General features: G+C 71.9%; 19 protein-coding genes and 1 pseudogene. 7 read left to right on the forward strand and 13 right to left on the reverse strand.

Going from position 1 to position 22,834, the window contains the following annotated elements:
- The first annotated feature begins 606 nt into the window (after positions 1 to 606).
- Positions 607 to 1,119, forward strand: coding sequence for a hypothetical protein (locus GUY60_RS14370; RefSeq protein ID WP_161697666.1), 513 nt, complete (start codon positions 607 to 609; stop codon positions 1,117 to 1,119).
- A gap of 88 nt (positions 1,120 to 1,207) precedes the next feature.
- On the opposite strand, the gene GUY60_RS14375 is transcribed toward GUY60_RS14370, so the two are convergent.
- The 3 genes from GUY60_RS14375 to GUY60_RS14385 form a co-directional block, all read right to left on the reverse strand.
- Positions 1,208 to 2,071, reverse strand: a complete 864-nt coding sequence (locus tag GUY60_RS14375) for an Fpg/Nei family DNA glycosylase (RefSeq protein WP_161697668.1) — start codon at positions 2,069 to 2,071, stop codon at positions 1,208 to 1,210.
- Between the two features lie 6 nt (positions 2,072 to 2,077).
- Positions 2,078 to 4,312, reverse strand: a complete 2,235-nt coding sequence (locus GUY60_RS14380; protein WP_161697670.1) for a SpoIIE family protein phosphatase — start codon at positions 4,310 to 4,312, stop codon at positions 2,078 to 2,080.
- A gap of 134 nt (positions 4,313 to 4,446) precedes the next feature.
- Positions 4,447 to 5,601 carry a DUF6777 domain-containing protein gene (locus tag GUY60_RS14385; protein WP_187370017.1) on the reverse strand — a complete coding sequence of 385 codons (1,155 nt, stop codon included), beginning with the start codon at positions 5,599 to 5,601 and terminating at the stop codon, positions 4,447 to 4,449.
- 228 nt (positions 5,602 to 5,829) lie between these two features.
- On the opposite strand from GUY60_RS14385, the gene GUY60_RS14390 reads away from it, so the two are divergent.
- Positions 5,830 to 7,263, forward strand: a complete 1,434-nt coding sequence (locus GUY60_RS14390) for a lipase maturation factor family protein (protein WP_161697672.1) — start codon at positions 5,830 to 5,832, stop codon at positions 7,261 to 7,263.
- On the opposite strand, the gene GUY60_RS14395 is transcribed toward GUY60_RS14390, so the two are convergent.
- Genes GUY60_RS14395 through GUY60_RS14430 form a run of 8 tightly spaced genes read right to left on the reverse strand, consistent with a single transcriptional unit; the run spans position 7,251 to position 15,274 of the window.
- Positions 7,251 to 8,108 (reverse strand): amidohydrolase family protein, encoded by an 858-nt coding sequence (locus tag GUY60_RS14395; protein WP_161697674.1) that lies wholly within the window; start codon positions 8,106 to 8,108, stop codon positions 7,251 to 7,253. The two genes, GUY60_RS14390 and GUY60_RS14395, sit on opposite strands and share 13 nt — an antisense overlap.
- Positions 8,096 to 8,407 carry an L-rhamnose mutarotase gene (locus tag GUY60_RS14400; RefSeq protein ID WP_161697676.1) on the reverse strand — a complete coding sequence of 104 codons (312 nt, stop codon included), beginning with the start codon at positions 8,405 to 8,407 and terminating at the stop codon, positions 8,096 to 8,098. The genes GUY60_RS14395 and GUY60_RS14400 overlap by 13 nt, the downstream gene beginning before the upstream one ends.
- Positions 8,404 to 9,360, reverse strand: a complete 957-nt coding sequence (locus GUY60_RS14405) for an aldo/keto reductase (RefSeq protein WP_161697678.1) — start codon at positions 9,358 to 9,360, stop codon at positions 8,404 to 8,406. Before GUY60_RS14405 ends, GUY60_RS14400 begins: the two co-directional genes overlap by 4 nt.
- Positions 9,357 to 10,121, reverse strand: a complete 765-nt coding sequence (locus GUY60_RS14410; RefSeq protein WP_161697679.1) for an SDR family NAD(P)-dependent oxidoreductase — start codon at positions 10,119 to 10,121, stop codon at positions 9,357 to 9,359. The genes GUY60_RS14405 and GUY60_RS14410 overlap by 4 nt, the downstream gene beginning before the upstream one ends.
- Positions 10,118 to 11,470, reverse strand: coding sequence for an enolase C-terminal domain-like protein (locus tag GUY60_RS14415; protein ID WP_161697681.1), 1,353 nt, complete (start codon positions 11,468 to 11,470; stop codon positions 10,118 to 10,120). The genes GUY60_RS14410 and GUY60_RS14415 overlap by 4 nt, the downstream gene beginning before the upstream one ends.
- Positions 11,471 to 11,526: 56 nt before the next feature.
- Complete coding sequence (locus tag GUY60_RS14420) at positions 11,527 to 12,564, reverse strand: ABC transporter permease (protein WP_188132513.1); 1,038 nt, start codon at positions 12,562 to 12,564, stop codon at positions 11,527 to 11,529.
- 26 nt (positions 12,565 to 12,590) lie between these two features.
- Positions 12,591 to 14,183, reverse strand: coding sequence for a sugar ABC transporter ATP-binding protein (locus GUY60_RS14425; protein WP_161697683.1), 1,593 nt, complete (start codon positions 14,181 to 14,183; stop codon positions 12,591 to 12,593).
- A gap of 8 nt (positions 14,184 to 14,191) precedes the next feature.
- Positions 14,192 to 15,274, reverse strand: coding sequence for a sugar ABC transporter substrate-binding protein (locus GUY60_RS14430; protein ID WP_161697685.1), 1,083 nt, complete (start codon positions 15,272 to 15,274; stop codon positions 14,192 to 14,194).
- A gap of 280 nt (positions 15,275 to 15,554) precedes the next feature.
- On the opposite strand from GUY60_RS14430, the gene GUY60_RS14435 reads away from it, so the two are divergent.
- On the forward strand, positions 15,555 to 16,250 hold the full coding sequence (locus tag GUY60_RS14435) for a FadR/GntR family transcriptional regulator (protein ID WP_161697697.1): 696 nt from the start codon (positions 15,555 to 15,557) through the stop codon (positions 16,248 to 16,250).
- On the opposite strand, the gene GUY60_RS14440 is transcribed toward GUY60_RS14435, so the two are convergent.
- On the reverse strand, positions 16,242 to 16,955 hold the full coding sequence (locus tag GUY60_RS14440; RefSeq protein ID WP_161697687.1) for a TetR/AcrR family transcriptional regulator: 714 nt from the start codon (positions 16,953 to 16,955) through the stop codon (positions 16,242 to 16,244). The genes GUY60_RS14435 and GUY60_RS14440 overlap by 9 nt on opposite strands.
- A gap of 150 nt (positions 16,956 to 17,105) precedes the next feature.
- Here GUY60_RS14440 and GUY60_RS14445 point away from each other — a divergent pair, with 150 nt between their 5' ends.
- Together GUY60_RS14445 and GUY60_RS14450 are read left to right on the forward strand one after the other, a co-directional pair.
- Entirely contained in the window at positions 17,106 to 18,608 is a 1,503-nt protein-coding gene (locus tag GUY60_RS14445) for an APC family permease (RefSeq protein WP_161697689.1), read from the forward strand.
- Between the two features lie 77 nt (positions 18,609 to 18,685).
- On the forward strand, positions 18,686 to 20,338 hold the full coding sequence (locus GUY60_RS14450) for an amidohydrolase (protein ID WP_161697691.1): 1,653 nt from the start codon (positions 18,686 to 18,688) through the stop codon (positions 20,336 to 20,338).
- A 166-nt stretch (positions 20,339 to 20,504) separates the two neighbouring features.
- Here GUY60_RS14450 and GUY60_RS40145 read toward each other — a convergent pair whose 3' ends face one another.
- Entirely contained in the window at positions 20,505 to 20,702 is a 198-nt protein-coding gene (locus GUY60_RS40145) for a transposase (RefSeq protein ID WP_512700834.1), read from the reverse strand.
- On the opposite strand from GUY60_RS40145, the pseudogene GUY60_RS14460 reads away from it, so the two are divergent.
- Positions 20,677 to 21,890, forward strand: a pseudogene (locus tag GUY60_RS14460) (RNA-guided endonuclease InsQ/TnpB family protein). The gene GUY60_RS40145 and the pseudogene GUY60_RS14460 sit on opposite strands and share 26 nt — an antisense overlap.
- Positions 21,891 to 22,127: 237 nt before the next feature.
- Positions 22,128 to 22,834: amidase (locus GUY60_RS14465; protein WP_161697693.1), on the forward strand; the 707-nt coding region annotated here is incomplete at its 3' end.

Genomic DNA, 22,834 nt, shown 5'->3' on the forward strand with positions numbered 1-22,834 from the left:
GGGCGGGGGCGCGGCGGGCTTGCGGGCGGTGTCGGCGTCCTGGCCCGCGGAGCACGCGGTGGCTCCGAGGAGGACGGCGGCGAGGGCGACGGCGCCGTGACGGGTGCGGCTGCTGCGCTGGGACATCGGGTGGGCTCCGTGGATCGGGGGTCGGTGACCTCCCGAATCCACATTCGCCCGATACCGTCGTACAAGCCGCAATACCGGCATACGTCCTGACGGCCCATCAAGTCACTTCCAGTGCACGGCATATGGCGGTGCGTCAGCTGTCCTCGCGTACCCCTGCGTCCCGGTGTCCACTCGGGGGCACTCGCCTGTCGTAGTCGGTACGGTCCTGGCCCTGGGCACGCCACGGCCCCGGTACCGTGTGGTGCCCGTGCGGGCGAACCCGTACGGGCACGGCAGCGAGCCGCACCCGGCACGACCCGACGGCGTACCCCGCGACCTGCGGAGAAACCGACGGCCGGGTCAAGCCTCGGCAAAACCCCTTGCTCGCCGCCCCGTCGCGTAATCGGCTGGTCCCCTACGTGCGGCGGTGCGGGCAGGGACGGCCTCGCCGACGCACGGCCCGGAGACACCGGAGGAGACCTGAGGAAGGCGATCAGGATGCCGCACAGAAGCACCAACGGAGCCGACGGCCGGGGCGAACTCACCGTGCCGATGGCCTGGCTCTACGCCGAGTACATCGCCGACGAGCTGCTGCGCACCGGCGAACTCATGCCACCCACGTCCTTCGAGTACCGGGCGGGCCGGGACGCGCTGGCCCTCACGATCTACCTCGCCGACGTGGACGGCGAACTCGCCGGCATCCGGGTCGTCTCCCAACTGGAGACCTGGCTCTCGCTGACCGCGTACGACCGGGCGTGGGAGGTCTGGGTCTGCGAGCGCATGGGCCTCCTGGAGTCCACCGCCCGCGCCACCGGCGGCAAGGACCCCGACCTGGACCTGGCCCGCGCGGCCTGGCGCTGGCTGGAGGAGACCGAACTCCTCGCCCCCGACCTGGACGCGGCCCTCCTCGACCACGGCTTCCTCCCCGACGAGGACGAGGGGCCCCAGGTGTGGACCCCGGCCTGGCAACTGGGGCTGCCTCTGGGGCACTTGGCGATTCATCTGTTCTGAGTCGGGCGCCCGGACGCCGACTCTGAGTCGGGTGCCCGGACGCCGACCGGCCCCACCGGCCGACCCCGCCGCCCGGCCCGAGGGTCCCTCACTTCAGCAAGCGCGACATCCGCCGGTCCGCGAGCGGCTTGCCGCCTGTCTGGCAGGTGGGGCAGTACTGGAGGGACGAGTCGCTGAAGGAGACCTCGCGGATGGTGTCGCCGCAGACCGGGCAGGGGTCGCCGGTGTGGCCGTGGATGTGGAGGCCGGTCTTCTTCTCGGACTTGAGGTGGCCCGCCGCCACGCCGTGGGAGCGGGCCACCGCTTCGGTGAGGGTGGCGCGCAGGGCCTCGTACAGGGTGGTGGTCTCCTGCTCGGTGAGGCTCGCGGCGAGTCTGAACGGGGACATGCGGGCGGCGTGCAGGATCTCGTCGCTGTAGGCGTTGCCGATGCCGGCGATCAGGCTCTGGTCGCGCAACGCGCCCTTGATCTGGCGGCGTTCACCCGTGAGCAGGTCCGCGAACGCCTGCCGGTCGAAGCCGGGGGCGAGCGGGTCAGGGCCGAGGCGGGCGATGCCGGGTACGTCGGCCGGGTCGTGGACCACGTACACCGCGAGGCGTTTCTGCGTTCCGGCCTCGGTGAGGTCGAAGCCCGCGCCGTCGTCCAGGGCGACGCGCAGCGCGAGCGGGCCCTTGCCGGGGCGGGGCGCGCCGTCCGGGAGGCGGTCCTTCCAGTGCAGCCAGCCCGCGCGGGCGAGATGGGTGACCAGGTGCGGTCCCCCGGCGGTGGCGAGGTCGAGGAACTTGCCGTGCCGGGCGACCAGTTCGACCGTACGGCCTTCGAGTGCGGTCAGCGGCGGGTCGTACGTCTTGAGGACGCTGATCGCGACGGGCAGCACCCGTGCGATGCGGCGGCCGACGAGGTGCGTGTCGAGGAAGTCACGCAGGGCCTCCACCTCGGGCAGTTCCGGCACGGCCGTTCACCTCCGGTCGTCGGTCTCGCGGGTCCGGTCTTCGGTCTCGCGGGCCCCGGCGTCGGTCTCGCGGGTCCGGTCTTCGGTGTCTCGGGTCCAGTCGTCGGTCTCGCGGGCGGGCACGAGGAACTCGCACCAGACGCACTTTCCGCTGCCGCGCGGCTCCACGCCCCAGACGTCGGCGATCCGGTCGACGAGCAGGAGTCCGCGTCCTGACACCCCGGAGTCACCGGCCTCGCGGCGCCTCGGCAGGGCGCTCGACGTGTCCTCCACCTCGACGCGCAGCCGCCGGTCGACGCCGGTCAGGACCCGGAGCGTGACGACGGCGGCGCCGTCGGTGTGCATCAGCGCGTTGGTGATGAGTTCGTCGGCTATGAGCTCGATCTCGTCGGCGCGTTCCCCGGCGCCCCAGGCGCGGACGGCGGCGCGGATCATGTGCCGGGCGCCGGTCAGCGCGTCCGGGTCGCCCGGTCCCACGTGTTCCTTGAGGCGGCCGCCGGAGCGCGGGGCGTCGCTGAGCCGGCGGCGCAGCAACAGCAGCGCCACGTCGTCGGAACCGTCCCGGTCCTCGACCACTTCGCAGAGCCGGTCGGCGAGTTCGCCGAGGTCGAGGGGGCCGGAGCGGATCAGCCGGCTGAGGCGCTGCATGCCGTCGTCGAGGTCGGAGCCCGGCTGCTCGACGAGCCCGTCGGTGCAGAGCAGCAAGGTGTGGCCGGGGTCCAGCTCGAAGGTGGCGACGGGATATTCGAGCTGCCCGAACTCGGCGGACAGGCCCAGCGGAAGGCCGCCGTCCACGGGCACCCGGCGACAGGTCCCGTCGATGCGCCGGACCAGCGGTTCGATGTGCCCGGCACGGACCATCTGCACGACACCGGTGGTGAGGTCGGCCTGCGCGTACAGGCAGGTGGCGAAGCGGTCGGTGTCCAGTTCGTGCAGGAACACCGAGGCGCGGGCCATCACCGTGGCGGGGGTGTGCCCCTCGGCGGCGTAGGCGCGCAGCACGATGCGGAGCTGGCCCATGACGGACGCGGCGTGCGTGTCGTGGCCCTGAACGTCCCCGATGACCGCGCCGACCAGGCCGCCGGGCAGCGGGATCAGGTCGTACCAGTCGCCGCCGATGTCCCGGCCGATCTTCGCCGCGCGGTACCGGACGGCGATGTCGGCGCCGGGCACGGCCGGGATGGTGCGCGGCAGCATGGCCTGCTGGAGACCCTGCGCCAGGTCCTTGTCCTGTTCGTAGAGCATCGCGCGGGCCAGGTTCTGCGCGATGCCGCTGCCGAGGGCGACCAGGAGGTTGCGTTCCTCGGCGGTGAAGCCGGTCTTGTCGCGGTAGAGCAGGCCGAGCGCGCCGATCGGCCTGGCCTGCGCGATCAGCGGCAGATAGACGGCCGAGGTGATCTGCAGGCCCTCGATGTGCGGCCAGAGCAGCGGGTACGAGTCGGCGAAGTCGTCGCGGCTCTCGATGAACCGGGGGGCGAGGGTGCGCACCACCTCGCTCATCGGGTACGGCTCGTCGACGCGCGTGAATCGGGTGCCGGGCACGAAGGCCCCGGCCGGGCCGTCCGCGACCATGTGGATGCGGCCCGCCTCGACCAGGCCCATGACGATGCTGGACGCGCCCAGGTGGGAGAGGCCGTCGTTGTCCTTCAGTACGTCGATGACGTCCTCGACGGTGCGGGCGTAGGAGAGGGCGGCCGTGGCGCCTTCCACGACGCTGGTCTGGCGGCGGGTCTCGGCGTCCCGCAGCATCTGCACCCGGGTGTCGCTGAGCTCCTCGGTGGCGTCCCGGATGACGCCGATGATGCGGCGGGGGCGGCCCGACCCGTCGCGCCGGATGTAGCCCTGGGTGTGCGCCCAGCGCAGGACGCCGTCGCGGCGGCGGATCCGGAAGTACGTGCCGTAGTTCTCGCTGCCGTCCTTGAGTGCCTGCGAGACGACCGCGTCGAGGCGGTTGCCCTCGCCGATCGGCACCCGGTCCGCGAGGCTCGCGGGGTCGCCGTCGTATTCGTCGGAGCGCACGTCGAACAGTTCGTGCGCCCTGGCGTCCATGTGCATCAGGCCGGTGTCGAGGTCCCAGTCGAAGGTGCCCAGCTGGTTGAGGGCGAGGATGCGGTCGGGGCGCACGTCCCCCGGCGGCGACGGAGTGTCGGCCCGTCCGTCGGCCTGCCGGTCACCTCCCTGTTCAGCGGCTCCCTGATCGCTCCGACCAGCGGACCTCTGATCGGCACCCTGATCGACCATGCGCCCCACCTTGTCATCAGTCGGGGGATTTTTCGAGATTTATGGTTTCGGGATCGACGGTTCGGGGCCGTTCCGCGCAGCTCCGTCCGGGACGCACGGCCGGAGCGGAGCTGCGCGGGGCGGGGTGTGGCTGGTCAGCCGTTGAAGGCGCTCGGCGTTGTCGTTGTGGTTGTGGTTGTGGTTGTCGGTGAGACGGACGCCGGGTCCGTTACGGATTCCTGGCTGCCGGTCCCGTCCGGAAGGGTGCCGTTGGTCGGCAGGTCGGTGCTGTCCTCGGGGACCGGGATCTCGTCCGAGCCCGGCGAGGGCTCCTCGCTGCCCGAGGGCGAGCTGCCCTGCTCCTCCGGCGGTGTCGGGCAGCCGGGCGGCAGCGTCGGGTCACGCCCGTCCGGGGGCAGGACCGTCGGGCAGGACTGGCTCGGTGTCGGGCTCGACGAGGTCGGCGTCGGGCTCGAAGAGGTTGGGCTCGGGGACGTGGGGCTCGGAGACGTGGGGCTCGGAGAGGTCGGGCTCGGCGACGTGGGGCTGGGCGACGTCGGGCTGGGCGACGTGTGGCTGGGCGTGGGCTTCGGTGGGGGCACCACCTTGTCCTTGCCCTTGTGGTGGCCGACCGGCCGCTCGATCCAGACGTTGGTGTTGTTGGTGATGTTGACGTTGATGTTGATGATCGTGATGTTGGTGATCACGGTGGGTGCCGGAGTGACCACGACGACCTTCGTCGGCCGGTATCCGCGCCACGGCTTGCCCTGAGGGCTGGGGTTGGCCTTCAGCGCCGCCGGCGGGGTCAGCGGGTTGCCGCAGGAGCAGCGCACGCGCGGCATCCCGCGGTTGTCGACGAGTACGGCCGTACCGGCCTGGAGCACCGACTGGTACGCGGTGGCGTGGCCGTCGCGGAAGCCGTGGTTGGTGACCCGGGTGTCGCCGCGGAGCTGGACCGCGGTCAGTCCGCGCAGGTAGCTCGGCACCCCGTCCTCAGCGATCCCGACGGTGTCCGCGAACGCCTTGGCCTTGGACCGGTTCCCGGTGAGGAAGCGGATCTGCGCGTCGACATCGCAGCTCGCCACGTTCTGCGTACCGCCGTACAGGCCGGGGGTGTCGCCGGAGATGGAACGGATGCCCTCCTCGCTCGGGGAGGGAGTGGTGGGGCTCGGGGAGGGTTGCTCCGTTCGGGTGGCCGGTGGCTCGCTCTCGGGCTCCTTCGCGGTGGACTCGGTGAAGGGATCGGGGCCGGCATCGGCCACGGGTTGCAGGAAGAGTTCCTGCTCCGAGTCGGAGGCCGCCGGGGTCATATCGCCACTACTGGAACAGCCTGCGACCAGGAGGGCCGCGGATATCGCGAAGGCCGTTGCGTAGTGCCTGGTCGGTCGGTACACGCCAGTTGCTCCCGCCTGTTTCCGGGTATTTCGTCACTCATTGTCTGCGGGTGGTGGCGAGGCGCCGCAAGCCGAGCCGGACGGTCCCGGGGAGCGTGGACGCGCGGGGGCCGCGCGGGCCCGTGGCGCGTCACAATGGGTTACGTGGAGTGGTTCACGGAACCCGGCTACTGGCTCGCCCGACTGGTCTTCCAGCGGGCCCTGGCCGTGGTGTACCTCGTGGCGTTCCTGTCGGCGGCGCTGCAGTTCCGGGCGCTGATCGGGGAGCGCGGGATGCTGCCGGTGCCGCGCTTCCTGGCGCGGGTACCGTGGCGGCGGGCGCCGACCCTGTTCCAACTGCGCTATTCCGACGGGCTGTTCGCGGCCGTGGCGTGGACGGGCGTGCTGCTCTCGGCCGCGCTGCTCGGGGGCGTCGACGGGCTGCTTCCGCTGTGGGCGGCGATGCTGCTGTGGGCGGTGCCGTGGGTGCTGTACCTGTCGATCGTGAACGTCGGGCAGACCTGGTACAGCTTCGGCTGGGAGTCACTGCTCCTGGAGGTCGGCTTCCTCGCGGTGTTCCTCGGCAATGACGAGGTGGGGCCGCCGGTCCTGGCGCTGTTCCTGCTGCGCTGGGTGCTGTTCCGGGTGGAGTTCGGGGCGGGGCTCATCAAGATGCGCGGGGACCGCTGCTGGCGCGATCTGACCTGCCTGTACTACCACCACGAGACCCAGCCGATGCCGGGCCCGCTGAGCTGGTTCTTCCACCGGCTGCCGCGGCCGCTGCACCGGGTGGAGGTGGCGGCCAACCATGTGACCCAACTCGTCGTGCCGTTCCTGCTGTTCACCCCGCAGCCGGTCGCGTCGGGCGCGGCGGCGCTGATGGCCCTGACGCAGTTGTGGCTGATCCTCTCGGGCAACTTCGCCTGGCTGAACTGGCTGACCGTGGCCCTCGCCCTGTCGGCGATCGACTGGACCCCGCTCGCCGGGGCGCCGCCCGCGTTCGCCGGGACGCCGGTCTGGTACGTGGTCCTCGTCGTCGGCGTCACCGCCCTGGTCGCGGTGCGCAGCTACCGGCCGGTCCGCAACCTGCTGTCCCGGCGGCAGATCATGAACACCTCCTTCGACCCGCTGCACCTGGTCAACTCGTACGGCGCCTTCGGCAGCATCAGCCGGATACGGACCGAGGTGGTCGTCGAGGGTACGACGGAGCCGGTGCCGTCGGCGGCCGGTGCGGCCTGGCGGGAGTACGGCTTCAAGGGCAAGCCGGGTGAACTGCGGCGGCTGTCACGGCAGTTCGCGCCCTACCATCTGCGGCTCGACTGGCTGATGTGGTTCGCGGGGCTCTCCCCCGCGTACGCACGGCCATGGTTCGGACCGTTCCTGGAACGGCTCCTGGAGAACGACCGGGACACCCTGCGGCTGCTGCGGCACAACCCCTTCCCGGACGCGCCGCCGACGTACGTCCGGGCCCGGCTCTACCGCTACCGGTTCACCACCTGGCGGGAGTTGCGGGACACGGGCGCGTGGTGGCACCGGACGTACGTGCGCGAGTTCTGGCCGCCGACCCGCCTGGACACGCCCGCCGCTCACAGACGGTAGACGCGGGAGGCGGTGCCCGCGAAGACCTGCGCGCGCTCCCCTTCGTCCAGGTGTCGCGTCAACTCCCGTGCAGTGTCGAGGACTTGGGCGTACGTCGCCGCCAGGGTGCAGACCGGCCAGTCGGAGCCGAACATCAGCCGGTCCGGGCCGAAGGCCGTCAGCGCGGTGTCCACGTACGGTCGCAGCGCCTCCGGGGTCCAGCCGGCGTGGTCGGCCTCGGTGACCAGGCCGGAGAGTTTCGCGACCGTGTTGGGCAGCGCGGCGAAGGCGGCGAGCCTGACGGCCCACGGGTCGTGTGCGCCGGAGGCGATCGGCGGTTTGCCCAAGTGGTCGAGTACGAAGGTGAGTTGAGGGTGGGCGGCGGCCGCGCGCAGGCAGGTGTCCAGTTGGTGCGGCAGGACGACGAGGTCGTACGCGAGACCGGCGGCGGCCACCGCCGACAGGCCGCGGTGGACCTCAGGGCGGAGCAGCCACTCCGGGTCGGGCTCGCCCTGCACCTGGTGCCGGATGCCCACGAGCCGTTCCCCGCCCGGCAGTTGGCGCAGCCGTGCCAGGGCCTCTGCGACATCGGGCGCGGTCAGATCGGTCCAGCCGACGACCCCCGCGACGAGCGTGGAGCCTTCGGCGAGCGCGAGCAGCTCCGGGGTCTCCTCGGCGACGGTCACGGTCTGCACGAGCACCGTGCCGTCCACCCCGGCCGCGCGGGCGTGCGGCGCGAGGTCGTCGAGGGCGAAGTCCCGGCGGATCGGGGCGAGTTCGGGTCCGGTGATCCACTCCTGGTCGCGTACGGAGAGGTCCCAGACGTGGTGGTGGGCGTCGATGAGCGGCACGGTCACAGCTCCCATACGACGGGGAGGCCCGCGTCGGCCCCCTCGTCGGAGTAGTCGTGGGTGACGTCGAGGAGTTCGGCCATGCGGGCCTGCCAGGTGACGTTGACGGGGAGGCGTTCGAGCTCGGCGATCAGGCGGGCGTAGTCCTCGCAATCGATGAGGTGGAAAAGGTCGGTGCCGCTGCGCCAGATCGTCCACTCCTTCGCCCCCGCCGCCCGGATGGCGCGGGTGAGTTCGGGTGGGACCTCGCGGTGGGCGGCGTCGTACTCCTCGATCCGGTCGGCGCGGACCTTGGTGTGCAGGGCGACTCTCATGACGGCTCCCCCGTCCGTACGGGCACGTCGTCGGGGAGCAGCCCCTCGGCGCGTACCTCTTTCCAGAAGTCGTCCGGCACCCGGGTGCCCGCCTGGGTCGCCGCGTCCCGGATCTCGTCGGGGGTGCGGGCGCCGACGAGGACGGTCGTCACGGCCGGGTGGGTGCGCGGGAAGGCCAGGGCGGCGGCCCGCAGGGTGATGCCGTGCCGGGCGGCCACCGCCCCCAACAGCCGTGCGCGGCCCAGGAGTTCGCCGGAGGCCTGCGCGTAGTCGTAGGTGGCTGTGGGGCTCGGGTCGGCGAGCAGGCCGGAGTTGAAGACGCCGCCGATGACGACGGCCACCCCGGCGGCCTGGGCGGCGGGGAGCAGTTCGGGGAGTGCGCTCTGGTCGAGCAGGGTGTAGCGGCCCGCGCACAGCACCTCGTCCACGTCGGTGTCCTGGACGAAGCGGGTGAGCATCGCGGCCTGGTTCATGCCCGCGCCGATCCTGCCCACCACGCCCTCGGCGCGCAGCCGCTCCAGGGCCGGGTAGCCCTCGCGGAAGGCCTGTTCGGCGTGGTCGTCGGGGTCGTGCAGGTACACGGTGTCGACGCGGTCGAGGCCGAGCCGGGTGAGGCTCGCCTCCAGGGAGCGGCGCACCCCGTCGGCGCTGAAGTCCCACACGCGGCGGTGCGTGGCGGGCACGGCGAAGCCGTTGTCCAGGTCGTCGCCGGGGCGCGGGTCGGGTTCGAGGACGCGGCCGGCCTTCGTGCTCAGCGTGAACGCGCCACGGGGCCGGTCGCGCAGGGCCTCGCCGAGGCGCCGTTCCGACAGGCCGAGCCCGTAGTGGGGCGCGGTGTCGAAGGCGCGGATGCCGAGGTCCCAGGCAGCGTCGACGGTCGCGTACGCCTGCTCGTCGGTGACCGCGCTGTACAGGTTGCCGAGCGCCGCCCCACCCAGGGCGAGGGCGGTCACGCGTTCCCCTCGGGGCGCAGCCGCAGCCCCTGCATGCCGCCGTCGACCGCGAGCGCCGTGCCGGTGGTGGCGCCGGCGGCCGGGCTCGCCAAGTACGCGATGGCGGCGGCGACTTCGGCCGCGGTGACGAGGCGGCCGGTGGGCTGGCGGGCCTGGAGCGCGGCGCGTTCGGCGGCCGGGTCGGGGGCGGCGTCGAGGAGCCGGCCGACCCAGGGCGTGTCGACGGTGCCGGGATTGACGCAGTTCACCCGCACCCCTTCGCGTACGTGGTCGGCGGCCATGGCGAGGGTCAGGGAGAGCACGGCGCCCTTGGACGCGCTGTAGAGGGCGCGCTGCGGCAGGCCCGCGGTGGCGGCGATGGAGCAGGTGTTGACGATCGCGCCGCCCGCCCTGGCCCGCAGGTGGGGCAGGGCGGCGCGGCTGGTGCGGACGATGCCGAGGACGTTGACGTCGAGGACGCGCTGCCATTGGGTGTCGTCGTTGTCCTCGACGGTGCCCTGGGCGCCGATGCCCGCGTTGTTGACGAGGATGTCGAGGCCGCCCATCTCCTCGACGGCGGCGGCCACGGCCGTACGTACTTCAGTGTCGTCGGTGACGTCGGCGCGGCGGGCGAGCAGCGGGCCCGTGACGGTGCTCGGGTCGAGGTCGAGGACGGTGACGAGGGCGCCGCGGGCGGCGAGGAGTTCGGCGGTGGCCCGGCCGATGCCGGAGGCGCCGCCGGTGACCAGGGCGGTGCGCCCGGCGAGTTCGGTCGCTGTCATGCGGCCGCTCCCTTCGTGTGGGGGTCGGGTGCTGCGGTGGCGTTCGCCCAGTAACTCCCGTCGGGGTAGCGGTACTTGGCGATCGACTCGGGTCGCATGGCGGCCGAGAAGCCGGGGGTGGCGGGTGCCGCGTAGTGGCCGTCGCGCACGGTGACCGGGTCGAGGAAGTGTTCGTGGAGGTGGTCGACGTACTCGATGACGCGGTTCTCGGTGGTGCCGGTGAGCGCGACGTAGTCGAACATCGACAGGTGCTGGACGAGTTCGCAGAGGCCGACGCCGCCCGCGTGCGGGCAGACCGGGACGCCGAAGTGGGCGGCGAGCAGCAGGATCGCCAGGTTCTCGTTGACGCCGCCGACGCGGGCCGCGTCGATCTGCAGCACGTCGATGGCGCCGGCCTGAAGCAGCTGCTTGAACACGATGCGGTTCTGGACGTGTTCGCCGGTGGCGACCCGTACGGGTGCGACGGCGGAGCGGATCGCGGCGTGGCCGAGTACGTCGTCGGGGCTGGTGGGTTCTTCGATCCAGTAAGGGTCGTACGGGGTGAGGGCGCGGGTCCAGGTGATGGCCTCGTCCACGTTCCAGCGCTGGTTGGCGTCGACGGCGATGCGGATGTCAGGGCCGACGGCCGCGCGGGCGGCGCGCATCCGGCGCAGGTCGTCGTCGAGGTCGGCGCCGACCTTCAGTTTGATCTGGGTGAAGCCGTCGGCGACGGCCTGCCGGGCGAGCCGGGTGAGTTTCTCGTCGCCGTAGCCGAGCCAGCCGGGCGAGGTGGTGTACCCGGGATAGCCGCGGGCCCGCAGGTGGGCGGCGCGCCGCCCGGCACCGACGCGGCCTTCCCTGAGCAGGGCGAAGGCCTGCTCAGGGGTGAGGGCGTCGGCGATGTAGCGGAAGTCGACCTGGGCGACCAGCCAGGCCGGGTCGGCTTCGGCGAGGAACTGCCAGAGCGGCTTGCGGGCGCGTTTGGCGGCCAGGTCCCAGACGGCGTTGACGACGGCGCCGATCGCCATGTGCATCACGCCCTTCTCGGGGCCGAGCCAGCGCAGTTGGCTGTCCCCGATCAGGTCGCGGTTGAGGGTGCCGGGGTCGGCGCACAGCGCGTCGACGGGGCGGCCGATCACATGCGGGCGCAGCGCGTCGATGGCGGCGACCTGGACGTCGTTGCCACGCCCGATGGTGAACGCGAAGCCGTGCCCCTCGAGCCCGTCGTCGGCGTCGGTGCGCAGCACCAGGTACGCGGCCGAGTAGTCCGGGTCGGGGTTCATGGCGTCGGAGCCGTCGAGCTCACGAGAGGTCGGGAAGCGGATGTCGTACGTGTCAACCGCCGTGATACGAGGCGTGGTTGCTGCCACAGGGGATGCTGACACAGGGGTTGCTGCCACAGGGGCCCTCTCTTCAGTGGCGCAGGTCAGTCCTGCGCGCGGCCGGTGGTGACGCGGGCGATCATCAGGGCGACGAGGATGATGCCGCCGTAGATCGCCTGGATCCAGAAGGACGGCACCTGGGCCAGGGTGAGCAGGTTCTGTACGACGCCGAGGAGCAGCACGCCGGTGAGGGCGCCGAACATGGTGCCCTTGCCGCCGTCGAGGCTGATGCCGCCGATGACCGCGGCCGCGAACACCGTGAAGATCATGTTCTGGCCCTGGTTGGCGTTGATGGCGCCGACGTACCCGGTCTGCATCAGGCCGCCGAGCGCGGCGAGGACCCCGGCGGCGACGAACACGCCGAGCATGACGCGCTCGACGCGGATGCCCGCCGCTCTGGCCGCCTCGGGGTTGCCGCCGATCGCGTACAGGGCGCGGCCCCAGCGGTGGTACTTCAGCATCAGACCGGCGGCGCCGAACGCTCCGGCGGCCACCCACACCGACATCGGGATGCCGATGAACGTGCTGGTGGCGAGGGTGTAGAAGGACTCGGGCAGGCCGAAGAGGGTCTTGCCCTCGGTGGCGCCGACGAGGAGTCCGCGCAGCACGATCAGCATGGCCAGGGTCACGATGAACGCGTTGAGCTTGAACTTGACGACGAGGACGCCGTTGAACGCGCCGAGCACCGCACCGGTCGCGAGGATCGAGAGCAGGGCGAGCGCGGCGGGCCATTCGGTGCCGAACCCGGCCTGGGCGACGGGCAGCACGAGCAGCGCGCCGAGCGCGGGCGCGATCCCGACGACCGACTCCAGGGACAGGTCGAACTTCCCGGTGATCAGGACCAGGGACTCGGCGAGCACGACCATCGCGAGGGCGGCGGAGGAGCCGAGCACGGAGATCAGGTTGCGCTCGGTGAGGAACGAGTCGTTGACGAGCGCGCCGAGCAGCAGAAGCAGCAACAGGGCGGGTACGAGGGCGAGTTCACGCGCCCGGCGCAGCAGCACCCCTTTCGGTGAGCGGGCGGCGGGGGCGCGCGGCGGGGTCTTGAGGGTGCCCGTGCCGGGCGGGGCGGTGTCGGTCAGGGCGGTTTCGGTCACAGGGGTGTCGGTCACCGGGCCACTCCTTCGATGGCGGCGATCAGCTCGTGGTCGTGCCAGCCCGCCGGGTGCGCGGCGACGACCCGGCCGTGGAACAGGACCAGGACGCGGTCGCAGCGGCGCAGGTCGTCGAGTTCGTCGGAGACCACGAGTACGGCGGTGCCGTCGTCGCGGGCGGTGTCCACGCGGGCGAGCAGCGACTCCTTGGACTTCACGTCGACGCCCGCGGTGGGGTTGATGAGGATGAGCAGCCGCGGGTCCGAGGCGAGGGCACGGGCCATGACGACCTTCTGCGCGTTGCCTCCGGACAGGTCGGACACCGCCTGGTGCGGGCCCTCGGTGTGGATGTCGAGCCGGTCGACGAGCTCGGCGGCGACGGCGCGGCGGCGTTCCGGGGCGACGAATCCGAGCCGGGCGAGCAGGGACCGCTTCCCGCCCCGCGAACCGCCGAGCCGATCGGGCGCAGTCCGGGTGCCGAGCCGGTCGAGGACGCTCAGGGTGGCGTTGTCGCCGATGCTCATGTCGGGCACGAGCCCCTGGTCGTGCCGGTCGCGCGGTACCCAGCCGACCCCGGCCGCGAGGGTCGCCCGCACATCCCCGAACGGCAGGTCCCTGCCCGCGAGTTGGGCGGTTCCCGAGCGTGGCCGGTGCAGTCCCGCGAGGGTCTCGGCGAGCTGGATCTTGCCGCTGCCGCTGGACCCGGCGAGCCCGACGACCTCACCCGCGCGGACGGCCAGGTCCACCCCCTCGTACGCCTCGCCACTGAGGGCCTGGACGTCGAGGAGTACGGGCGCCTCGTCGGGTACGGGGTTACGGGTGCGGTGGGCCTGATGGGCGGCCGCCTCGCCGGCCATGGCCTCGACCAGGGCGGGGCGCGGGAGTTCGGCGACCGGGGCGGTGGTGATCCAGCGGGCGTCGCGGAGCACGGTCACGGTCCGGCACACCTCGTACACCTCCTGGAGGTGGTGCGAGATGAAGAGGAAGGTGACGCCGGACTCCTGCAGCGACCGCATCCGGGTGAAGAGGCGTTCGATCTCCCGGTTGTCGAGCTGCGCGGTGGGTTCGTCGAGGATGATGAACCGCGCCCCGAAGCTCAACGCCCTTGCGATCTCGACCATTTGGCGGTCCTCGACCTTGAGCTCCGCGGTACGGGCGTCCGGGTCGACGCGTACGTCCCAGGTGTCGAGGAGCACGGCGGCCTCGGCGCGCAGGCGGCGCCAGTCGATGAGGCCGCCGCGGCGGGTGGGCTGCCGGTTGACGAAGAGGTTCTCGGCGACGGTGAGGCCGGGGACGACCGTGGGTTTCTGGTAGACGCAGGCGACCTTCGCGCGCCACGCGTCCCGGTCGGCGGGTGCGGGCGCGGGCACGCCGTCGAAGTGGACGGTGCCCGCGTCCGGGGCCTGCAGACCGGTGAGGATCTCGACGAGGGTGGACTTTCCCGCGCCGTTGCGGCCGACGAGGGCGTGCGACTGCCCGCGTACGACGGTGAGCCGGCCGTCCCGCAGCGCGGTGGTGGGCCCGTACCGCTTGGTGATGCCGAGGGCCTCGACGAGAGGCGGCTCGGCGTGATGGTCCGGGTCCCGATGGTCCTGATGGTCCGTCATGGAGGCGTTCACCGGGCCGTGTTGCCCCACAGCTCGGGGTCGTCGACGTTCTCCTTGGTGACCAGCGGCGCGGGCAGCTGGTCCTCCAGGTTGCCGCTGGGCAGCTTCACGATGGTCGAGCCGTGGCCGGTGGGTCCTGGCTGGAACTTCTTCCCGGCCATGGCGGCCTTGATGTAGTACATGCCGTACTTGGCGTAGGCGTCGGCGGGCTGGGAGACGGTGGCGTCGATCTGGCCCTTGCGGATGGCGGCGAACTCCTGCGGGATGCCGTCGTTCGACACGATCGAGATATGGCCCCGCTCACCGGCCTTCTTCAGCAGCCCCTTGGCCTTGAGGGTCTGCAGGGTGGGCGCCAGATAGACACCGCCCGCCTGGAGGTAGATGCCGCGCACGTCCGGGTTGGCGTTGAGGAGCGTGTCGAGTTTCGCGGCGGCGGTGTCGGACTCCCACTTCGCGGGGATCTCCAGGACCTTCAGCTTCGGGAACTTCTTCTTCACACAGGTACGGAACGCCTCCGAGCGCTCCCGCCCGTTGACGGACGCCAGATCGCCCATGATCTGGACGACCTTGCCGCTTTTCACCTGCCCACCGAGGTACGCGCAGGCCTTCTCGCCGTACGCCACGTTGTCGGCCCGCACCACCATCGCGACCTTGCCCTTCTCGGGGGCCACGTCGACGGCGACCACGGGGACGCCCTTGCGTTCGGCCTGGTCGAGACCGGCTTCGATGGCGGCGCTGTCGAGCGGGGCGACGACGAGGCCCCGGACGCCCTGGTTGAGCTGGCTGTTGATGTCCGTGATCTGCTGCGCCGAGTCGCTGTTGGAGTTGACGGTCTTCAGCGCGTCCACGCCTTCGGCCTTCGCCATCTTCGGCACGTAGTCGTTGTACGACTGCCAGAACGGCGAGGTGAGCAGCGGCACGATCACGCCGACCTTGCCGCCCTCACCGCCCGCGCCCGCGGCCTGGCCCGCGCCGTCCTTGGTGCTGCCGCACGCCGCGAGGAGAAGGGCGGCGCAGCCTGCGGCGACCGCCGCGCGCCACCGCGTCCGTACGGCCGTGCCGGTGTTCTCGCGGTTGGTCCGAGGGCTCATCCGACGCTCCTCAAGTGGGGAGTGCTGTCTACGAGGTCGGCGAATATTTATCAGACCACTTCGCGTCGTCGACACCCTTGTGCCGCAACTTTTCCCGGAATTCGTCGACGAACCGGCCGTAGTGGTCGGACCACTGGGCTGGCTAGACTGCGGCGCGTCCGGGCCCGGCGAGGGCACGGGGCGAACGTGAGGGGTGATCGTGGAGCAGGTGTCCCACGCGCAGAGTGAGCAGGTGTTCCACGCGCAGAGCGAGCAGGTGTCCCACGCAGAGAAGGAGCCGGTGCCCGCGCAGAAGGGCACGGTGACGCAGCGTGCCATCGAGCAGATCAAGGCGATGATCGCCGAGGGGCTGCTCGAACCGGGTCAACGGCTGCCCACGGAACGGGACTTGGCGGCACAGCTCGGCATCTCGCGCAGCTCCATGCGGGAGGCGATCCGGGCCCTGACGGTTCTGGGCGTCCTGGAGGCACGGCACGGTTCGGGGATCTACGTCACCCAGCTGGAGGCGGGCGATCTCCTGGAGACCTTCGGGGTGGTCGCGGACCTGTCGCGCGGGCCCCGCCTCGTCGAACTCCTTGAGGTGCGGCGGGTGTTGGAGTCGACCGCCACCGCACTCGCGGCGGCCCGCATCACGCCCGAGCAACTCGCCGTGGTCGAGGGCCACTTGACGGCGATGAACGCCACGGACGACCCGGAGGAGATCCTCGCGCACGACCTCGCCTTCCACCGGGCCATCGCGGCGGCGGCGGGCAACGACACGATGGCGGCGATCCTGGAGGGCCTCTCCTCGCGGACGTTCCGGGCGCGGGTGTGGCGCGGCTACCAGCAGGAGGACGCCTTCGCCCGCACCCGGCGCGAACACGCGCGGATCCACGGTGCGTTGGCGGCCCGCGACCCGGAGGCGGCGCGGGCCGCGGCGGCGGCGCATGTCGGTGAGGTGGAGCAGTGGCTGCGGGGGCAGTTGGGTTCACCGTGAGTTCGTAGGCGGCGGCGCCTTCGCCTCCAACGCCCCGAGCAGCAGCTCGAGCGCCAGCTCGAACGACCCGTACCCGCTCGCCATCAACGGCAACTCATCGCGTACGGCGGCGAGTTGGGGATACTCCTCGACCGGCACCGAACGATACGCCTCGGCCCACGCCGCGTCGTCCGCGGCCCGGCGCTCCGGGGCGAGGGCCAGGTGGGCCGCGTCAAGGGCCGCGTGCCCGAGGACCGTGTCCACGAACGCCGCGTAGTGCCGTACCGCCGCCGCCTCGTCGAAGCCCGCGCGGCGCAGCAGCCCGATGCCGGTGTCCACGGCGCGGAACTCGTGCGCGCGGCGCGTCACCCGGTACGCGGCGAGCGCGGCGATGCGCGGGTGCGCCAGGTAGCAGCGGTGGATCCGGTGGGCCATCTCGCGCAGCCCCGCCACCCAGTCGTCGCCGGGCGCGAAACCGTCGAGCGACTCGCCGATCAGCCGGTCGGCGACGGCGAGCAGCAGGTCGTCGGTGCTGTGGAAGTACCGGTAGACGGCGCTGGGGTCGCAGCCGAGCGCGGCGCCCAGGCGGCGCACGCTCAGCGCGTCCGGGCCGTGCTGTCCGACCAGGCTCAGGGCCCGGTCGACGATCAGCTCCGTGGAGAGCACCACCCCGCCCTTGGTGGGCCTGCGCCGTCGCCGCTCCGCCGGAACGCGTCCCTCGGCCATGACTCTCTCCCTCGCCGTGCCGTCACCGTCACCACCACGCATCACCGTCCGCACTGTCCGCACCGCCCGCGCTTATGTCAACAGCATTGACGCAAGCCGGGTGAGGCTGTTTTCTCGTGCCCTCCCCTCCCAGGTCAGAGGAGTTCACCGATGAGTACGTCCCCGCACAGCCGCCCACCCGGACTGCGTCGTTCCCTCGGAGTCGTCGACGGTGTCGCGCTCGCCGCGTCGAGTACGGCCGCGACCACCAGCATCGGCATCGGCATGGGCGCCCTCGCCGCGACTGTGGGCGCGCAGGCCCCGGCGGTGCTGCTCGTGGCGTTCCTGCCGATCATCGGCATCGCCGCCGCGTACGCCCGCCTGAACCGGGACGAGCCCAACATGGGCTCCGGCTACGTGTGGGTCGGCAAGTCGCTCGGGCCGTGGCTCGGCTTCCTGACCGGCTGGGTCACCCTGGTCGGCACCGTGATCTTCATGGCGTACACGAGCGCGGTGACCGGTTCGGTGGTGCTGCAGTTCGCCGCCAAGGCCGGTCTGCACGAGCTGGCCGGGGTGCGCCTCGACGCCAACTCGACCGCGCTGAGCACCGCCGTGGGCCTGCTCGTCCTGGTCGGGGTGACGGTCACCGCGGTGACGGGGGTGCGCAAGGCGACGCGCTTCCAGACCTGGCTGCTCGTCTTCGAGTACGCGGTGCTCCTGGTGTTCTGCGGCATCGCCCTGGTCACCGGGGAGCACGCCTTCCAGTGGTCGTGGCTGAACCCGTTCGCGGTCGGCGACGGCACCTCGTTCGCACAGGGCCTGGTGCTCGCCGTGTTCTTCTTCTGGGGCTGGGACGCAGCGTTCAGCGTCACCGAGGAGACGAAGAACGTACGGGACGTGGGGCGCGGCGGGTTCATCGCCCTCTTCTCCATGCTCGCTCTGTTCCTGTACGGATCGGTCGCGTTCCAGCGGGAGTTGAGCGTGCCCGAGCTGATCGCCGAGGGGCCGCAGGGCCTCACCCATCTGGGCGCGAGACTGGCGGCCGAGCCCTGGGCGACGCTGCCGCTGCTCGCCCTGATGTTCTCGGCGGTGGCGTCCCTGCAGTCCAGCGTGATCCCCACGGCCCGCGGCCTGCTCGCCATGGGCCGGGACCGCACGATGGGCCCGGTGTGGACCCGGATCAGCCCCCGTTTCGGCTCGCCGGCGATCGGCACGGTCCTCGTCATGGCCATCGCCGGCGCGGTCGCGCTCCTCGCCCTCGCGATCCCCAGACTGAACGAGATGATCCTGGCCGCGGTCAACTCCATCGGCCTCATCGTGGCCCTGTACTACGGCCTCACCGCACTGGCCTGCGCCGTGCGGTTCCGGCCGCTGCTCCGCTCCGGAGCGGCGCCGGCGCTGCGTGCGGTGGTCGCGCCCGCCGTGTCCGGGATCGCGCTGCTCGGCATCGGCTGCTACCTCGGCTACTCGTATCTGACCATGACCGACCACTTCGAACTCAGCCCGGACAACGGCTGGTTCATGCTCAGCGTGCCCGTCGCCGTCGTCGTCTCCGGCCTGGCGGTGGCGGCGTGGGCGAAGTACCGCCGCCGCTCCGCCTACTTCACCCACGGCCGGGGCACGCCTGAGGAGTCGGCGGCGGCAGCCGAACCGGCCGAGCCCGAAACCGTATGACCCCGCCCCGTACCCCGAACAGCAAACCGACCAGCACACCGACCAGCACACCCGCCCCACCCGCAAGGAGCACCTGCATGTCCGACACCGCACCCGCCGACCTCGTCCTCACCGGCGGCCCCGTCCACACCCAGTCCCCCGCCCGTACGCGCGCCACCTCGCTCGCCGTGCGGGGCGAGCGCATCGTCGCCGTGGGCCACGACGAGGTGCGGGAGCTGATCGGCCCGCGCACCGAAGTCGTGGACCTGGCAGGGAAGTTGCTGGTCCCCGGGTTCCAGGACGCGCATGTGCACCCGGTCGGCGGCGGCCTCGAAATGGGCCAGTGCGACCTGAGCGGGGCGACGTCCCTCACCGAGTACCGCGACCGCATCAGCGCGTATGCGCGGGCGCACCCCGAGGTCGAGTGGATCACCGGTGGCGGCTGGGCCATGGAGGCGTTCCCCGGCGGGCTGCCCACGGCGGCGGAGCTCGACGCGCTCGTACCCGACCGGCCGGTGTACCTGGTCAACCGCGACCATCACGGCGCGTGGGTCAACTCGCGCGCCCTGGAGCGGGCCGGTATCGACGCCCGCACCCCCGACCCGGCCGACGGGCGCATCGAGCGCACCCCGGACGGCGCCCCTTCGGGCATGCTGCAGGAGGGTGCGGCCAACCTGATCGGACGGCTGCTTCCGCCGGTCACCCTGGAGGAGAAGGTCCAAGGCCTTCTGCGGGCCCAGGAGTTGCTGCACTCGCTCGGCATCACGGCCTGGCAGGACGCCCTCCTCGGCGAGCACGCCAACCTGACCGACCCGACGGACGCGTATCTCGCGACGGCCGACGACGGGCGGCTGACCGCGCGGGTGGTGGGCGCGCTGTGGTGGGACCGGGCGCGCGGCACGGAGCAGATCGAGGAGTTGGTGGCGCGGCGCGCGGCGGGCAGCCGGGGCCGGCTGCGCTGCACCAGCGTGAAGATCATGCAGGACGGGGTGGCGGAGAACGGCACGGCCGCCCTGCTCGGCCCGTACCTCGACGGCTGCGGCTGCGCCTCGGACAACAGCGGCATCAGCTTCGTACCGCCGGAGGCGCTGCGTACGTACGTCACCGAGCTCGACGCGCACGGCTTCCAGGTGCACTTCCACGCGCTCGGCGACCGGGCGGTGCGGGAGGCGCTCGACGCGGTCGAGGCGGCGCGGCGGGCCAACGGCTTCACGGACACGCGGCCGCACCTGGCGCATCTGCAGGTGGTGCACCCCGCCGACATCGGCCGGTTCCGGGAGTTGGGGGCGAGCGCCAATCTGCAGACGCTGTGGGCGGCGCACGAGCCGCAGATGGACGAGCTGACGATCCCGTTCCTGGGGCCGGAACGGAGCGCCCTGCAGTACCCGTTCGGGGATCTGCTGCGCTCCGGTGCGACGCTCGCGGCGGGCAGCGACTGGCCGGTGTCCAGCCCCGACCCGCTGGAGGGCATGCATGTCGCGGTGAACCGGGTGCTGCCCGACGCGCCGTCCGGCACCGGGGTGTTCCTGCCGGAACAGCGCGTCGACCTGGGCGCGGCCCTGGCCGCGTACACGGCGGGCAGCGCGTACGTGAACCATCTGGACGACGTGACGGGCACCCTCGCGCCGGGCTACTACGCGGACTTCGCGGTCCTCGACCGGGACCCCTTCGCGGGCCCGGCCGAGGAGATCGGCACGACACGGGTGGAGCAGACCTTCGTGGGCGGTCAGCGGGTGTACGCGAAGGGCTGAGCGCCCTGCTCTACGGGGGCGTCTCCGGGCCGCTCACAGCCGTGAGCGGTAGAGGCGGAACTCGGCGAGCCGCACCCGGTCCCGGGAGGAGGTGACCCGGAGCCGCCAGCGGGAGGCGGTGACGGGCGCGGGCCCGCACTGTCAGCGCGGGGCCGCACTGTTGACCTCAGCCCACGGGCCGCTGGTCCTCGATGTACTGGCGGACCACGGTCAGCGGGGCGCCGCCGCAGGAACCGGCGAAGCAGAAGCGAGACCAGAGCGCAGATATGGAGGTTTGGTTCCTAGCAAGATGAAATTCACCATATGATCGCCGAAATGGCCTTGAGGAGGTGGGTCGGGTGATGCGTGCGTACAAGTTCCTCATGCGGCCCACCGTGGGTCAGCAGGCCGCGTTCGCCGCGATGCTGGCCGATCATTGCTCGCTCTATAACGGGGCGTTGCAGGAACGCCGCGACGCTTACGGGCACGCCTCCAGGACGAGCGTCAAGTACGGGCAGCAGTCGGCGCAGCTCAAGGAGATCCGGGCGTTCGACCCCGAGCGGCAAGGGCGTTGGTCCTTCAGCTCACAGCAGGCGACCTTGCGCCGCCTCGACAAGGCGTTCGCCGGGTTCTTCCGGCGGGTCAAGTCCGGTGACACGCCGGGCTATCCGCGCTTCCGGAGCGCCAGCTGGTTCGACACGGTGGACTTTCCCAAGGACGGTGACGGCTGCCGCTGGGACTCGACCCCGCGCGACCCCGTCACCCGTGTCCGCTTCCAGGGTGTGGGGCACGTCAAGGTCAACCAGCACCGGCCCGTGGCCGGCAAGGTCAAGACCGTGTCGGTAAAGCGCGAGGGCAAGCGCTGGTACGTCGTCCTCACCGCTGAGCAGGAGCAGCCCGAGCCGCTGCCTCCGACTGGGTCTGTGGTCGGTATCGACTTGGGCATAGCCAACTTCCTCGCCGACTCCAACGGCGAGTTCGTACCCAATCCCCGCCATGGCCGGAAAGCGGCCGCGAAACTCAAGGCCGCGCAGGAGGCCCTCGCCCGCTTCCCCCGCACCCGCCGCGACAAGCGAACAGCCAACCACCAACGGGCCGTTGAGAAGGTTGCCGACCTGCATCGCACGGTTCGACGCCAGCGTCTCGACCACGCGCACAAGACCGCCCTTGACTTGGTCCGCGCACACGACTTCATCGCGCATGAAGACCTCAAGATCCCCAACATGAGCAAGGCCCCCGCGCCCAAGCCCGACCCCGAACAGCCGGGCGGCTTCCTGCCCAATGGTGCCGTGGCGAAGGCTGGGCTGAACAGGTCGATCAATGATGCCGGTTGGGGGTGTTCCTGACGATCCTGCACGCCAAGGCTGAGAGCGCCGGACGGGAAGTGATCGCCGTGGACCCCCGCAACACCTCCCGCACCTGCCCCGAATGCGGGCACGTCAGCGCGGAGAACCGGCCCACACAGGACAAGTTCCACTGCGTCGCGTGCGGCCACACCGCGCACGCGGACACGGTCGGCGCACTCAACGTTCTACGGGCCGGGCTGGTCCGTCGCGAAGCCCCACCGGCATAGCGAGAAGCCCCCTCCTTCAGGAGGGGGAGGAGTCACGGGCGTACCTCCGTAAGGTTCGAGGGGCGGCGATTCATCGGAGGTCTGATGATTGGGGCGGCGCGTAACAGTGTCAATGGGGCCTGCAGAACGCCGAGTTCAGGAAGTCATCGGAGGTTCCTGGGTGCTTGCCGCGCGCCGCACTCGGGCCGCGTACCGTTCCCCTGCCCCATGACCGCCCATCAGTACCAGGGAGCCGCCGTGACCAGCTGGGCCGGCCGTACCGCCGCCGAGATCGCCGCCGCCGTACACGAGGGGACGGTGTCGCCGCGCGAGGTGCTTGCCGACCATCTCGCCCGGATCGACCGGCTCGACGGCCGCGTCGGCGCCTTCCGTACGGTGCGCGCCGAGGCGGCCCTGGCGGAGGCGGACGCGGTCGCCGCCCGCGCCGATCTCGACCAACTCCCGCTGGCGGGCGTGCCGGTGGCGGTGAAGGACAACCTGCCGGTACGCGGCGAGTCGACCCGCAACGGTTCCGCGGCGACGTCCGGGGCGCCCGCCGAGCGCGACCATGTGACGGTGGCCCGGCTGCGGGCCGCGGGCGCGGTCGTGATCGGCCTGACGAACGTGCCGGAGCTGTGCGTCTTCGGCACCACCGACGGCGTGCACGGCACCGCCCGCAACCCGTGGGACACCGCGCGCACGGCCGGGGGTTCGTCCGGCGGCAGCGCGGCGGCGGTCGCCGCGGGCATGGCGCCGCTCGGGCTCGGCAACGACGGCATGGGCTCGCTGCGCATCCCCGCCGCCCACTGCGGGCTCGTCGGCCTCAAGCCGGGCGCGGGCACGGTGCCGCGCGAGCTGGGCGGCGGCTGGTTCGGAATGTCCGAGAACGGCCCCCTCGCGACCACGGTCGAGGACGCCCGCCTGATGCTTTCGGCCCTCACCGACTCCCCGCCACCCACCTCCCC

This window comes from Streptomyces boluensis (assembly GCF_009908195.1).
GTDB lineage: Bacteria > Actinomycetota > Actinomycetes > Streptomycetales > Streptomycetaceae > Streptomyces > Streptomyces boluensis.